Origin of the sequence: Anaerocolumna sp. AGMB13025 (assembly GCF_029689925.1) — a bacterium.
Lineage (GTDB): Bacteria > Bacillota > Clostridia > Lachnospirales > Lachnospiraceae > Anaerocolumna.
The window spans coordinates 2781872-2797833 of the sequence record NZ_CP121445.1; the positions used below are offsets into that span (position 1 = coordinate 2781872).

The window sequence follows — 15962 nt, forward strand, 5'->3', positions numbered from 1 at the left end:
TATTAATTTGATGTATAATTTTATTTATTGTATACGTAAAGCAATGTTAAACAATTTGAGTTAGGAGATACCTCGTGAAATTAATAAAAAGGAAAATAAAAGTCTACGGCGGAAAAGAAATATATATCCTGACACCCTATGCTATTAGCCCAAATATAACCGCAGGCCATGATAATAAAGGCTTCGTTTTAATTTGGGGTAATGGCAGCGGGTATCAATTTTTAACTGAGTGTTTCTCCATAGCTGCAGAGTTACATAAAGATGAGATTTTATATTTGCCGGTAAGATATCAGGTAGGCAAGGAGTTCACTGATACTTTTCAAGGATGTGAATGCAACTATGATATTGTTTGCAGGAACTACTGTGAGACGCAAATTTCCATAAAGGAAATTGAAGATATCCTTAAAATAAAGTCAAGGACAGAAGAGATTATTCAGCGAAATCCTAAAATTAATAAAGAATTTATTGACAGGTGGAAAACAAACAGGCGGCTGACGGTAAAAATTCATAAGAGGAATATGTACATATCAACTAATAGAGACGGTTTTCATTCCTTAACCTATGGAGCAATGAACTTGACTGAATATGGGGATGTATATATTGAGGATTATTTACCTCATATGCACTATGACTGGAGTGAAAATACATCATCTAGCATAGGAATTAATTTATATTATTGGAATGATAGAAAAAACAAGTAACTTTGCTATTAAATAAGTTTGCAGGACAAGTATGCAATATGTGTCTGTTATAAGTGATAATATCACTCACCACAATTCCGGTTTAGAGGATATTTTTTATTTACAATAATATCGGAGTATGCTAATCTGGAAGAAATGGTATAATATGGATCTGACATAAGAATGAAACTGAATGAACATCACAATAAAAATATATTCACCTGTATGATGCAGGTATTTACTTAACAAAATCCATATTCTTTACTAATAACGAAAGATAAAAAGGAGATAGTTAACATGGATATAAATCAAGAGAAGAAGCTGTCAAAATATATAGGGATTTTATTGGGTGTATGTATGCTGACAGCTTTCATAACGATTCTTGGTGGATATTACTCGGCTAATATCTTTATAAAAAGCAGTGATGAGTATTTTAAGGATTTTTATAATGGAATGACAGGGGGTATTATTCCTTTATTTATATCAGGAACGGTCTACCTGTCAAAATACTTCTTTGCAGGTGTTCTTCTTATCATACCAATAGCAGAAGCAGTAATCTCCTTCCTGCTTCTTATTATAGCATTATTATTTCAGTCTGGATTGGTTAAGAAATGGAAGATTATCGTATCCAATCTTTCTGTAGGTATTATGAATATTGTTAAAGTCGTATTCATAGTATATTTATCATTCTTAATATATCTAACGGTCAACTTTTCATTCTTATTAATCGGTATATATTGCTTGCAATTATTAATAAGTGTTCTTCCTATCCTTCTTAGTATAAAATATATACATATCCCAAGTTACAAACAATATGGAAGCAAAGCAAAGGCTAATAACACGAAGGAGATCGGTATGAATGAATATAAAAATTAGAAATGCATCAATAGAAGATTTGGAGGGTATAGCAGAAATAGAAGCAAGTTGTTTCCCAGAGGCAGAGGCTGCTGCATGGGAGACCTTAAAAAAACGGATTAAGACATTTTCGGAAAGCTTTTTTCTGGCTGAACTTGAGGGAGAAATAATTGGATTTATTAATGGGTGTGTAACCAATAGCACTGCGATTTATGATGAATTATTCAGTGATGTTTCTAAGCATAATCCAAAGGGTAATTATCAGGCTGTTTTTGGACTTGATGTGCTTCTTAAGTACCGTAACAGAGGAATAGCTGGCATGTTAATGAATCATATGATAGAAGCATCAAAATCAGCTGGGCGTAAAGGAGTTATATTAACTTGTAAACAAAACCTGATACCTTATTATTCCAAGTTTGGGTTTGAAAACAAAGGAGTATCAAACTCCCAACATGGAGGTGCAATATGGTATGATATGATTTTGGAGTTTTAACAAGTTGACAAAACGTAACGAAACATGACAGGAATAACAAACAGCCCTACGGGGATTGTCAGGATGATTAACACACAATAACATACAGTCGAAAGAGAAACTATAAATGATTAATAATGAAAAGTGTATTGAATATTATTATGGAGAATTTAAAAAAGGCATATTTGGGAAAAAGCATTCAATGAAGTTATTCGTCTATCCAAGCTATTTATCGGGAATAGGTTTTGTTTGGTATGATGGTGAGTTGAGTGATGATGCTTTTACCTTTGATATAGACATTGCCGAAATTGCAGAGATTTCTGTAATAAATGTAAAAGGAGATAACGGTTTAAAAATTAGTTATAAGTCTAAAAAATCCATTATTAGTAACGATTATTCTAATACTGTAATAATGGGCATCTCTAAAATGACAGAAGCAAATGACTTGTTAGTTAATATCAGACAGAAATATCTTGAAGAGCTTAGAAAAGAAGAAGATACAAGAAAGCGGCTGGAATTAGAGACTGAACTGAGAAAAGCAGAAGAATTAAAGAGTGCAAATCAATTTTATAGTGATTGTTATAAATTTCATATATCAGACAACGATAATCCATTTTTTGAATTATTTAAAGAAAATCTGCAAATAGCTCTCATATATATTGATAAGAGCCGGGGTATTAATTTTTTGAAAATAGATGGAAATAGTCATGAGGAATCCAATGGTGTTATACCTTTTTCTAAAATTCATTATTATGAAAAGGCAGGTACTATACATTATACAACCGAATTAAACAGTTCATATTCCAGTTTTGGGGGAAGCTTAACAGGAGGCACATTTTCAAAAAAGGCGGCATTATGGGGGGGTCTATTATTAGGTCCTATGGGAATGGCTGGGGGAGCACTACTCACCCATAAACCAGCTAAAATTGAATTGCCATCTACCAGTTTTAATATTACATCCGAAGTTAAAAAAATAGATGATAGAAATGTAATTCTGAACTATTATTCGGATATTAATAAACAATATATAGACATTGAATTACCCGCAGATTTATATAATTTCTTGCAAACATATTTACCAGAGAAAAAATATGATATTGTAATTGAATTAGAAAAGAAAAGTGCAGTACATCAAGCAACAAAGCAAATTGAAAATGGTTCGTTTATTTCAAGTTACGATAATATGCAGGTTAAAATAGAACAACAAAATGATGATATGGATTTATTTAAACAAAAGCTTGAAAAACTCAAGCTGATGTATGATACAGGGATTTTAAATGATGCGGAGTTTGAAGCAGAGAAGAAAAAATTACTAGAAATACTATAATTATAATAGTTAATTTTTATAAGACAAAAAGTACATAAAATAAAACCAGGCTTTATAAATATCCAGTCTGGTTTTATTAAGTTGTGCACCTGGCTGGCGCACGTTTCAACGGGTATTACGGAATAGCAAATAGGAAGAAAACCTATTGATGACATTAATAAATGGCTCTATCATCGGATTCGTATGTGTATTTAGAAGTGATGAAAGAAGATAAAGTATACATATCATATCTTAATTCCGCTCTGTTTTTAATGTGATTTTTTCCTGTAAGGTAATTAGAGCAGGTATCACTACAGGCAGTAAAATCATACTCAGCAGTAATAAACCAATAATGACGCAGATAGCCAGTTCCATTAATACAACCAGGTTTGATGGATATAAGGTTGCAAAAGTTCCGGATAGGATAATAGCTGCGGACATAACAACTCCACCGATATTTTTAGCTGCCATAATAATTGCTTCTTTTGCTGAGAGTTCCGAATATTCTTTAAACCGTTCCATTAGGAAGATGCTATAATCCACTCCAAGAGCTGCTATCATGACAAAGGAGAAAAAAGGTACATTCCAGGCCATTCCATTGGGATTATTAAATAATAACCCGGATAAAAAGGCAGTGGCTGAAAGAGCCGTATAGTAGGCGGTAAGGAGGGCACCTACAATATATACCGGTATCCAGAAAGAACGGATTACCAGAATTAATAAAATAAATATTGCGGCTAAAACTATACACTGGGTAAACGTAATATCATGAACAGCCATATCACTCATATCCTTTGAAGTCGCAGTAGCACCGCTGATACCAAAAGCCGCATTGGAGAGAACCGTGCCTTCCAGTTGATTTTCAACGACCGTATTAAGTTTATCTATAAGTTTAATGGAAGAATCGGCATAGGGTTCAGAATCCAGATTGATCGTCAGTTTGGCATACTTTCTGTCCTTTGACATATAGGTATCTAACATTTTAGTTATTTCCGCATTGTTAAATCCGTCTTCAGGAATATAAAAACTCTTTGTGGCGGTAAGTTCTGTTAAGAAATCAGTTCCCTGGTCAATGCCCTCGGATATGGTACCTAAACCATCTTTACTGGCCCCGATGCCATCCTTCAAATACGTAATACCGTTACTCAGAGTATCAAGTCCCTCTGATAAAGTGTCCACACCAGTATGTACACTGTCTGCACCGGCAGATAGTTGTGCCATACTGGTGATAATCTTTTGCTGTCCGGCACTGCCTTCCTTTAAACCGGTGGAAAGTGCAGTTGCTCCGGCTTCCAGTTTATTTATACCGGTTACTAAATCAGAGTCAGAATCCGTACTCTTAATTAGTGTAATAAGGGCAGTATCGATCTGGTTTAACCCTTTTGTAAGAGCATCATAATTGGTATTGGCCAGGTTCATACCCTGAGTTAACCCATCCAAAGAAGTTGATAACTTGGCTAACATTGCTTTTAAAGCGGCAACATCGGGATCATTAGGAAGTTTACCGTCTATCTTACCCACACTGCCTTCCATCGCTGTTTCTAATTGTTTTAAGGAAGCTATAGAATTATATATAGTTTTATAACTTTCACCTAAAGTTGTGTAACCATTTTTTATTGTTGTAAAATTAGCGGAAAGTTCTTTAATTCCTGAATTTAAACTGCTTACTCCGGTTTTTAAACCCTGAATACCTTCTGCCAGGGAATCAGCACCGTCTGCACCTTGATTAATACCTTGATCCACCGCTTTCAGACCATCTGTGACTGCGGTCATTCCCTTCGATAAATCCCCACTGCCTTTTGATAACTCCTTCACTTTTGAAAAATCCGGAGCAGTAAGATTGTCTTCAATCTTATTAAGTCCGTCAGTTACTTTTTCGATACCGTCATCTGCATCGGATAAACCGTCAGCAACCTTTTGGATCTGATTATTCGTATAAAGGTCATCAATTATTTCACCTTTGGGCTGAGTCGGACCTGAAACAGTCGCTACTCCATTTACGGTTTTCAAAGTTTCTGTGAGATTATCAATTACTGCTAAGGCTTCATTCGTATCCATAGACTCGTTGTTATTTATAACCAGAGTTACCGGCATAGCCTTTCCTTCACCAAACTTATCAGAGATAATGTTAAAAGCCTTGACAGAGGGAATATCAGGGTCCATATCCGACATACTGTCAAAGGACAGCTTCGTAGTATTAAATAAAATAATAGGAACAATAATAAGGGCGGTAATTAGTAAGGATATTATAGGATGTTTTACGGAAGCCGAGGTCATCCTTGCCCAGAACTTACTTTCCTTGTGCCCGGAGGAAGATTTGGATGGCCAAAACAACTTCCCGGCCAGTAACTTCATAAATACCGGTGTCAAAGTAAGAATCTCAATTAACAAAACTGCGATACCGATGGCAACTGCATTGGCAGACCGGTAAATTGGAAACTGTACAAAACTAAGGCTCAAAAACCCGATAAAAACAGTTAATCCGCTGAAGATTATGGTTTTCCCGGCGGTCCTTAAACTGGTAGCAATGGCTTCGTCAACGGACAAGCCGTGGGAGAGTTCCTCTTTAAAACGGTTTAATAATAGAATGTGGTAGTCTGTTCCGATACCGAATAGTACCAGTATTACAAACATCTGGGTAAAACTTGTAATGGGAAAATTAAAGACGTTAATAAAAATTCCTATGATTCCCATAGAGCAGATATAGGAGATTCCCACAGCAAACAGTGACACCAAAGGTGTAACCACGGAACGAAACAGGATAATTAATACTGCAAGAATGAAGATGACAGTAATGGCCGCACTTTTATCGACACCGCTGCTGACAGTTTTTAAATAATCATTATTAATTGCAGTCTCTCCGGTCAGGTAATGTGTAACGGGAATGTCTTTCACTGCAGTTTCAAAATCATCCATAACCTCATTCCGGTCTCTTTTACCTTTTTCATAGGTAATCTGTACCAACATGGTGGTTTTGTCACCAGAAATTAACTGCTCCTTTGCTTCCGGGGTTCCAAAAGGATCAAGAATACCAGTGATTCCAAGTTCCTTTTCCTGGTCTTTTAAATGAGTAATTCCTTTTTCAATCGTATCCATATCACGTTCTGAAATTTTATCTTCTTTATAAAACATCAGAATCAGGTTATCACCTTTGGAAGTGCTCATTTTCTCGAGCATTTTTGAAGCAGTTTTGGAAGGCGCATCCTCGTTTATGGTGGCTTCCCCTTTGTCGCTCAGGATATGGCGGATATCCGGCTGATTAAACGCAAAGAGCAATGTAACTGCAATCCAGGCAGCTAACAGTATAAAGCGGAACTGAATTATTTTACGCATAATAAATCCTCCTAAATTTTACAGCAGTCATATATGTCTGTCTGATTTAAAATAATTTACTTGTATATTGACAAGTGCTAATGTATTGTAATATAAGAGTTTCATAGTTACAAACATTAATAATGAATGGATTTGTTTATTAAACAACAAAAAATAAAAATTTGTAGAAAAGTTTATAATATTTTTAGGAGGATTTTATATGCAGGACATTAAAGAAGACCGACGGGTGCTCAGGACCAAGAAAATGCTGTCAAGGAGTCTGGCAAAACTTATGCTCCAAAAAAAAATTAATAAGATTACGGTTACCGAACTTACCGAATTGGCAGATGTGAACCGGTCAACCTTTTATTTATATTATAAAGATATTTATGATATGCTGGATAAAATCGAAACAGAGATGTTTGAAGATTTTAGAAAAGCTCTTATGGAATTGTCCAGAAAAAATGGCGGCTATGACAATGTACTTTCTTTTTTTACCTTTGTATTTGATTTTGTACTTGAAAATGCAGATATGTGTAAAGCATTGCTGGGTCCAAACGGAGATTATAGTTTTTTAAATAAATTCAAAGAAGCTATCAGAGAATCCAAACCTCAAGGCATTCATTCACTAAGAGCAATTGGGGGACGTTACTTTCTGCCCTTTACAATTGCTGGTTTTATCGGTGTAATTCAGCAATGGCTTGAAGATGATATGAAATTGTCACCGGAAGAAATGGCGGAATTTGTAATTGGTTTAGTCACTAAGGGCCTAGACTCCTTTTCTGAAATGAATTCTTCGGTATAAGAAAGAAAAAGCCAACTGTTATCAGCTGACTTTAGAGGGGGGAGTTTATGAAAAAAATCTATGTTAATTTTACTTGTTGTTAGTCGAAGCCAGTAGCCACATTAGCAGCCGTGGCTTCATTTCATTTAATTAATTCATAAGGATATTATAATAATAAAATATGTAGCTGATATGAACAAATCGTGAAAGATATGTGAAATGTATAAAAATAAAAGAAAGTGCTAAACTGATATTATTTTTAATGACATAAAAGTTAATATTTAGGTGATATCAGAGAGCTTATTATGAGGTTTTAGTCTCCTTATCAATATAAAAATAAAAATTATATTAATTCACACATTATACACAACTACTGGGAATACTAATCTCGGAAGTTAGTGTTCTTATTGTTAACCAGGAAAGTGAGGAAGCAGGATGGATAAAGGAAAGTTATGTGGTCTAGTTATTACAGGCATGATAGGATTCCTCAGTATGAGTCCGGTTACCACCTTTGCAGCTGAAACGAATACGGAATCAGTAACACAGACAGATTATAATAAAGTGCAGCAGGACAGGAAAACTGTTTTTAGGGAGAAGATGAAAAAAGCTTCGGAAAAATGGAATTCTCTTACTGCACAACAAAAGCAGGAAGTATATTCGTTGATGGAACAGGATATGGAAATTGATAATCAATTAATGGATAAATTAGCGGATTTAAAAATTATTGAAAAGCAAGATGCTGAAATGATAAAATCTCATATGAAAAATAGGTATGATAAAGTAAAAGAAAGTGGTGAATTTCCGTTTATGCCACAAAAGAACCATAGAAGAAACAACTAATATACTTGGGGTATAGAGGTTACCGATAAATAACAATAAAAAACACTAACTTTCATAAATATATAAAACTAATTCTAAACATTCAGATAGTTCTAAAACTTCATCGCTCAAAAATATCTTGAGGTGCCGGTCAAAAACAGGAATAATTTATAGGAAATATGTGCTAGTTACAGCAAGGTATCCATAACTTGCTTTAAAAGTGATATTATGCTAAACTACAATAAGATGAAAAATGTAAGATTATAGGGAAAAAGGAGTGGGGGTATAGTCAAGTTGTAGAATCTAATTAATTAAATTAACACAAAAATGACAAATTATTGGATTATTGTGTAAATAAAGTTAAAAAATTCTGAAATAAAGTGTTTTCAGTATTTATTTCAATGCTTTGTTATATGTAATAATTGGAGCTTTTTCTGACAGGGAGGTTACACATGAAAAGTAAGAAATTGAAGTATTTAGTAATCAGTATTTGTTCCGTAGTTTTTGCATTCGCCGGGTTATTGAAGTTCTATCAGGTATATGCGGCATCTAACAGCGACTACTGGTTTTTTTATGAAAGTAAATTGGATGAGGGTGGAGAATTTGAGTTAAAATCAAAAACAGGTTCCCTTATAGTAAAATGCGAAGAGGGTTTTGACATTACAGACCCGAATGCTATTTCCTGGGAGTCATCCGATCCCCATGTGCTGACAGTTACAAAGAATTCTACCAACCCAATGATAGCAACCTTAACCAGAGTAGGTCCTGGGTTTTCAAAAGTTACGGCTGTTATTACCCAGGGTGGTCATACCTATACGCTTACCTGCAAAGTAAAGGTTGATTATAAGATTGACAAAAGTATCGCACCGTTTAAACCTATTTTTACTACAGATTTGGAAGATAATTATACAATGGTGTTAAATGATGCCATAGGTACAGTCAAAAGTCCTGTGCATTTAAAATATACCAATGCAGATGACAATACGTTAACGAATAGTCAGATGACTTACAAATCTCTGGATCCGGCGGTTGTAGACGTAGATTTAGCCGGTAATATTACTGTTAAGGGTGCAGGTGAAACCCAAATTGAAGTAAGTACGAATTCAACGTTAAAGGAAGAACCCATAACAAAATCTTTTAAAGTAATTGTTGAACCTAAAGTAAAGAATCCTTTGATTTCTAATCCGCCTTTTGATACAAGACTGGATGTTACCTATACGGACTTTAGTACTCCGTTAACGTTTACGACAAGTGCTGCCAATGCGGCTAAATTATATTGGGAGTTCTATGATAAGGATTTTCATGTCTTAGATCCAAGTGGAAAAATTACATACAATACAGAAAATGATAAGTTTGTTATAACAGGTGCGAAAGCAGGAACTTATTTTATCCGTGGTTATGTCAAGTCAGATTATAAACCCAGTACCCTGGCAGAAAATACTCTTGGCAGTGTTGGATTTATACAAATTAAATTAACAGTAAATATCAATGTAAACGACAATAATAATCAAGTCATTATGAATGTAAGTGATACTTACAGCATAGTAGATAACTCTAATATTCCTTCTTCCGGAACATTTGGTTACAGCAGCAGTATGCCTACGGTAGCTTCAATAAGTAATGATGGTGTAATTACTGCCAAGGGAGTAGGTGATGCGGTAATTACTTTAACGGTAATTGGTTCTGATCCTGCTAATCCAACGACTTATAATATTTATGTCAAAGTAATAGACGGAATTGCCTTAAATTACAGTTCAGTTAATATTTATACGGCAGGAACCATTCAATTACAGGAATACGTAACCAACAGAACACAGCCGGTAGTATGGACCTCCAGCAAACCTGGCGTTGCGACTGTACTTGGTGGTTTGGTAACCGGTGTTAGTGAAGGAACTACGATTATTACTGTTTCACAGACAATCAAAGGTGTAGTGAAGTCTGCGACCTGTATTGTTAATGTACAACAGTCGGTTAACAAAATTACAATTGATCCGGATAAAGTTGTCTTAAGTATTAATGAGAAGACATCTATTACAGCAGAAATAGAACCGGCGAATCTTAATAATGTTTCTTTAAAATGGATGTCCTCCGATGAAAAAGTAGTAAAAATTGATAAACCCTATGACCTTTCTGCAACTATCCAGGGTCTTGCGGCGGGAACTGCTGTCATTACTGCTATTAATCAGGAGAATGTTGTTGTAGGTTATTGTAATGTAACCGTCAAGGAAAGAGTAAACAAAATAACCTTATCCAATACGGCAGTTACGCTATCACTAGCCAAGAAAAATTATCAGTTATACGGATATGTAACACCGGATACCGCTACCAACAAGAAAATTAACTGGACAACAGGCAATTCCAAAGTGGCAACGGTAGACAGTAATGGTCTGGTAACCTTAGTCGCCGGAGGTACTGCATCGATTATTGCGACATCCGATGATAATCCAGCAGTAACTGCTATCTGTAATATTACGGTTGAGATACCGGCGGCCTCATTGGTATTGGATGAAACGACAAAAGTTTTATATGTAGGGGATACCTACAGACTTGGGTATGTTATTACGCCTACGAATGCTGCAAACAAGGATATCAGCTGGAGTTCCTCAAGTACCGCTGTTGTTACCGTTGATTCCACCGGTTTATTAAAAGCTACGGGAGTAGGTCAGGCTGTTATTACAGCTAAGACGTCTGACGGAACCCTTACTGCCAGCTGTACCATAACAGTAAAGCAAAAGGCCAGCGGTATAAATCTGGATGTTTCGGATCTGGAGTTATATGTCAGCCAGACCTATGACCTTAAGGCTACGGTGACCCCAGCTAACAGTAATGACTATACCCTGAAATGGGAATCCTCAAATTCTTCAGTAGCAACTGTCAGTGACAAAGGCAAAATCACTGCCGTAGCTCCCGGAAGAGCCACCATTACCGTAAAAACATCTACCGGTCAGGTTGCCTACTGTTATGTAACGGTTAAAGCTAAGGCGAGTGGTATTCAGCTTAATTATAAAGAAAAAACAATTGTTATCGGTGAAAAATTCACGATTAAAGCTACCATTTTACCCAGTTCAGCAGCGAATGATGTTAGTGTGAAATGGTCAAGCTCTAAAACATCTGTTGCAACAGTTTCTGCTACCGGGGTAGTTACGGCAATAAAAGGCGGTACGGCAATTATAACCTGTAAATCAGACGATGGTAAGTTTACTGAATTCTGCGTTGTTACTGTTGTAGAGCGAGTAACCAGTGTTACCTTAAATAAATCTAACGTACCGATGGGTCTTAAAAAAACCTATACCTTAAAAGCAAAGGTAAAAACCAATGCAGCTACGAATCCGTCAATTAAATGGACTTCAAGTAATACAAAAATTGCAACAGTAAACTCTCAGGGTAAGATTTCAGGTAAAAAAATTGGTACGGTGACAATAACCGCATCTGCACAGGATGGCAGTGGGGCAAAAGATACTTGTATTGTAAGAGTAGTAAAACAAGCAACCTCAATAAGTTTAAATAAAACTTCAATCACTACAGTTGAAGGACGTACCTTTAAACTAACAGCCAGGATAAACCCTAGTAATGCAACATATAAGACCTTAAACTGGAGTTCCAGTAATGAAAAAGTAGCTATCGTTGATTCCAATGGTCAGGTAACTGCGCTGGCAGAAGGAACTGTCTACATAAAAGCTACCGCTAAAGATAATAGTGGTAAAGCAGCCGCGTGTTTTGTAATTGTTCAGCCAAGAACTCCAGCCAACAGTGTTACAATTATTAACCAGAACCTGACAATGGTTGTTGGAGAAACAACTACAATACAAAAAGCAATTAACCCGACTACCTCCACTGACCGGTTTACCTGGGAAACGGATAATAAAACGGTTGCAACCGTAGATTCTGCCACCGGCAAAGTAACGGCAAGGACTCCTGGTATTGCCAATATTACAGTTATGACAGAATCCGGTAAAACTGCTTCGACTAAGGTTACGGTTGTAGGTTTAAATACCACGAATCTTGAATTGGAGCAATACAGCACTTACCGTTTATCTGTTATTGGTATAAACAGTGGAATTACCTGGGATGTTGATGATTCTACTATAGCGGTTGTTACGAATGGTCTGGTAAGTTCCAGAAGAGTAGGTTCTACTATAATTACAGCAACCGTTAACGGCAGAAAGTTAACCTGCCGATTAACAGTAACTAAAATTCAATAGTTTAAGAGCTGAAATTAATATATAACAAATACCATAATAAATTAAATCTCCATGAATATTTTGTTTAATAGAGCAGATGATAGGAATACCATCTGCTCAAGCAAAATGTTTATGGAGATTTTTTATGGCTTCAATTAATTTTAACAAATGTTACAGCAAATATGACAAATTATGGACAATTCATTCAAGTTAAAAAATAAAATTTATAGTTGTATCTACATAATAATCTACAATACGACAAAGTAAAACATTTATTGACAAAGAAAATTTTAGCAGTTATAATATTTGTAAGTAAGACATGTAAGCGATTACTTCGGTAGGTGTAAAATTATGGAAAACAACATACTGCATAGAAAAGAAAGATTAATTATTACCACAATTGAAATTATTGATGAACTTGGAATTCAAAAACTGTCTACCAGAGAAATTGCGAGAAGACAGGGAATATCAGAAGCTACCTTGTTTCGGCATTTTAAAAGTAAGAATGAATTGCTGTTTACCGTACTGGATTTCTATTCTCAGTTTGATGAGGATATATTTCAGTCAACAAAATTTAGAGACATGGATGCGAAAGATAAGCTGCTTTTTTTTATTAATTCATATGCAGAATACTATGAAAACTATCCGGCAATTACTTCCATTATGCAGATTTTGGATGTATTGCGATATGAACCTGAGCTTGCAGAGAAAGTTATAAACATACAAAATAACCGTATGGAGTTTCTGATTCAATTAATTGAGGAAGCAAAGAACGTCAAGGAGATAAATCCGGATGCCGAAAGTGGTCAGATTGCCGACATTATACTGGGGATATGCCGTGAAGTGTGCTTAAGATGGAGAATCACCGGACGTAAATTTTCCTTAAAGAGTCAGATAATGTCAACACTGAATTTGGCACTAAAAGCTTTTATTGGGGACTGAAAGTTTGAAAGGAGATTACGAATGATAAGAGTTTTGATCGTTGATGATGCAGCATTTATGAGGATGTCCATAAAAACAATTCTCATCAAAGCAGGTTTTGAAGTGGCTGGTGAAGCCGGTAATGGTCTGGAGGCAGTTAGAAAGTATAAGGAATTAAAGCCGGATGTGGTTACTATGGATATCACGATGCCCGAAATGACAGGTATCGATGCCGTAAAGGTAATAATGGAATTTGACCCCAAAGCCAAGATTCTTATGGTGTCAGCCATGGGTCAGGAATCCTTGGTTAAGGAATCAATAATGAGCGGTGCAAGATCTTTTATTGTAAAGCCTTTTACAGAAGAGCAGGTAATACAGTCAATTAATAAGTTAACTGCTATATAACATTCTCAGATAGAGTATGAGGAGGATCCGATGTCAGACCAATTTACCAATGAACCGTTGCTTGATATGTTCATATTTGAAACAACACAGCTGTTAGAGCAATTAGAACAAACGATACTGTCAAGCGAAGAAGAAAGCAGCTATACCCAGGATTCTATTAATGAAATTTTTCGTATCATGCATACGATTAAAGGCTCATCTGCGATGATGATGTTTAATGATATTTCAACCCTGGCGCATGCAATTGAGGATTTATTTTTTTACTTGCGGGAAAGTAAACCCAAACAAGTAGATTACTCCCTTGTATCTGACCTGATATTAAGCGGTGTAGATTTTATTAAGAATGAATTGGAGAAAATTAAAAGAAGTGAGGAAGCTGACGGAGATTCGGCTCCTATCATAGAGCTCTTAAGGGATTTATTAACAATTCTTAGAGAAAGCAACATGGATGACACAAAGGATAATGAGGCACTGATTGTTAAAGAAGAGAGACAGCAATATTACATAAGCCATCAAAAAACATCCCAGGAAAGTTATGAATATGCCTATAAAGCCACCATTTTCTTTGAGGATGGCTGTGGTATGGAAAATATACGCGCCTATACGGTCATTCATGATTTAAGAGATATCACCAGGGAAGTAACCTATATTCCTGAGGATATTATGGATAATGATGAAAGTATAGAACTTATTCGAAAAGATGGATTCATAGTATTTATAGAAACGGATTATGACTATAACAGACTATTTGATTTACTATCTAAAACACTGTTTCTTAAAGATTTGGAACTGATTCAACTGGAAAAAGAAGAGACTTACATTAAGCAGAACATAAAGCCTGTGGAGATTAAGCTTCCGGAACATAAAATACAGATACCAGAACTGCCGGAAGTTTCAGAAGTACAGCACAAAGAAAAAGACTTCAATGGAAAAGACACCAATGGAAAAGACAATCAGATATCAGTTACGTCTCAGAGCATTATTAGTGTGAGTGTAGCAAAACTGGACAAGTTAATGGATTTGGTAGGAGAGATGGTAATAGCAGAGGCTATGGTCATACAGAATCCGGATTTACAGGGACTGATTCTGGATAATTTTCAGAAGGCTTCAAGGCAGTTGAACAAAATAACCAGTGAGATACAGGATATGGTAATGTCAATTCGTATGGTACCCCTATCTGCTACCTTCCATAAAATGCACCGGATTGTCCGTGATATGAATAAAAAACTGGGCAAAGACGTGAAACTTGAAATTATCGGTGAAGATACGGAAGTTGATAAGAATATTATTGAACATATTTCAGATCCCTTGATGCACCTTGTTCGGAATGCCCTGGATCATGGAATTGAATCTGCCCAGGAGAGAGAGCAAAAAGGTAAGCCTGGCAGCGGCACCATCACACTGGAGGCAAAAAATGCAGGCAGTGATGTTCTTGTCGTAGTTAAAGATGACGGAAAAGGATTGGATAAAGCTAAAATTCTGCAAAAGGCAAGAGAAAATGACCTGCTCTATAAAAACGAAGAAGACATGTCGGATAAGGAAATCTATAATATGATTTTACTGCCGGGCTTTTCAACGAAAGAAAAGGTAACGGAATTCTCTGGCAGAGGCGTTGGAATGGATGTAGTTACGAAGAATATAGAAATGGTCGGGGGAGCATTATTAGTTGACAGTGTACTAGATAAAGGAACATTAATAACGTTAAAGATACCTTTAACCCTGGCTATCATAGATGGTATGACCATTAAAGTGGGAAATTCCTTTTATACCATACCCACCGTATCTATTAAAGAATCTTTCCGTCCGAAAGAAAATGATCTAATAACTGACCCGGACGGCAACGAGATGATTATGGTAAGAGGGCAATGTTACCCAATCCTAAGACTCCATGAATGGTTTAAGGTCAAAACGGCGATAACCGATATCGCTGATGGAATCATTATTATGGTTGAACAGGAAGAAAAAAGAATATGTATATTTGCAGATGGGCTGATCGGACAGCAGCAGGTGGTGGTAAAATCCCTGCCTGAATATATACAGCAGCTCAGAAAAATAAAGGGTCTTGGGGGATGTACACTCTTAGGAGACGGAAGTATCAGTCTAATCCTGGATGTGGCAGGATTATTCAATACGAAGAGAGGAATCTCACAGGATGCTTAAAAGTGCGCGGTGCGCCATGCGCACAGATGGGAGTTAAATTGAAAAAGTAAAGACATTTTTCAATATC

11 protein-coding genes are annotated in these 15962 nt (G+C 36.0%); 10 read left to right on the forward strand and 1 reads right to left on the reverse strand.

What is annotated here, in order from left to right:
• Window positions 1-74 precede the first annotated feature (74 nt).
• The 4 genes from QA584_RS11340 to QA584_RS11355 all read left to right on the forward strand — a co-directional run bounded on the left by QA584_RS11340 (window position 75) and on the right by QA584_RS11355 (window position 3334).
• A complete protein-coding gene (locus QA584_RS11340; RefSeq protein WP_278274623.1) occupies window positions 75-701 on the forward strand; it encodes a hypothetical protein in 627 nt (208 codons plus the stop codon).
• A gap of 276 nt (window positions 702-977) precedes the next feature.
• Window positions 978-1556, forward strand: a complete 579-nt coding sequence (locus tag QA584_RS11345) for a hypothetical protein (protein WP_278274624.1) — start codon at window positions 978-980, stop codon at window positions 1554-1556.
• The gene (locus QA584_RS11350; protein ID WP_278274625.1) at window positions 1540-2028 is read left to right on the forward strand and encodes a GNAT family N-acetyltransferase; all 489 of its coding nucleotides are present in this window, start codon (window positions 1540-1542) and stop codon (window positions 2026-2028) included. Before QA584_RS11345 ends, QA584_RS11350 begins: the two co-directional genes overlap by 17 nt.
• A 106-nt stretch (window positions 2029-2134) precedes the next feature.
• Window positions 2135-3334, forward strand: a complete 1200-nt coding sequence (locus QA584_RS11355; protein ID WP_278274626.1) for an SHOCT domain-containing protein — start codon at window positions 2135-2137, stop codon at window positions 3332-3334.
• A 231-nt stretch (window positions 3335-3565) separates the two neighbouring features.
• On the opposite strand, the gene QA584_RS11360 is transcribed toward QA584_RS11355, so the two are convergent.
• On the reverse strand, window positions 3566-6646 hold the full coding sequence (locus tag QA584_RS11360; protein ID WP_278274627.1) for an MMPL family transporter: 3081 nt from the start codon (window positions 6644-6646) through the stop codon (window positions 3566-3568).
• Between the two features lie 199 nt (window positions 6647-6845).
• Here QA584_RS11360 and QA584_RS11365 point away from each other — a divergent pair, with 199 nt between their 5' ends.
• The 6 genes from QA584_RS11365 to QA584_RS11390 all read left to right on the forward strand — a co-directional run bounded on the left by QA584_RS11365 (window position 6846) and on the right by QA584_RS11390 (window position 15895).
• Window positions 6846-7430 carry a TetR/AcrR family transcriptional regulator gene (locus QA584_RS11365; RefSeq protein ID WP_278274628.1) on the forward strand — a complete coding sequence of 195 codons (585 nt, stop codon included), beginning with the start codon at window positions 6846-6848 and terminating at the stop codon, window positions 7428-7430.
• A gap of 414 nt (window positions 7431-7844) precedes the next feature.
• Window positions 7845-8249 (forward strand): DUF2680 domain-containing protein, encoded by a 405-nt coding sequence (locus tag QA584_RS11370; RefSeq protein ID WP_278274629.1) that lies wholly within the window; start codon window positions 7845-7847, stop codon window positions 8247-8249.
• Window positions 8250-8680: 431 nt separating this feature from the next.
• Window positions 8681-12430, forward strand: coding sequence for an Ig-like domain-containing protein (locus QA584_RS11375; protein ID WP_278274630.1), 3750 nt, complete (start codon window positions 8681-8683; stop codon window positions 12428-12430).
• A gap of 330 nt (window positions 12431-12760) precedes the next feature.
• Window positions 12761-13351: a TetR/AcrR family transcriptional regulator gene (locus QA584_RS11380; protein ID WP_278274631.1), complete on the forward strand. Its 591-nt coding sequence runs from the start codon at window positions 12761-12763 to the stop codon at window positions 13349-13351.
• Window positions 13352-13372: 21 nt separating this feature from the next.
• Complete coding sequence (locus tag QA584_RS11385) at window positions 13373-13735, forward strand: response regulator (RefSeq protein ID WP_278274632.1); 363 nt, start codon at window positions 13373-13375, stop codon at window positions 13733-13735.
• A gap of 30 nt (window positions 13736-13765) precedes the next feature.
• Window positions 13766-15895 carry a chemotaxis protein CheA gene (locus QA584_RS11390; RefSeq protein ID WP_278274633.1) on the forward strand — a complete coding sequence of 710 codons (2130 nt, stop codon included), beginning with the start codon at window positions 13766-13768 and terminating at the stop codon, window positions 15893-15895.
• The last annotated feature ends 67 nt before the right edge of the window (window positions 15896-15962 follow it).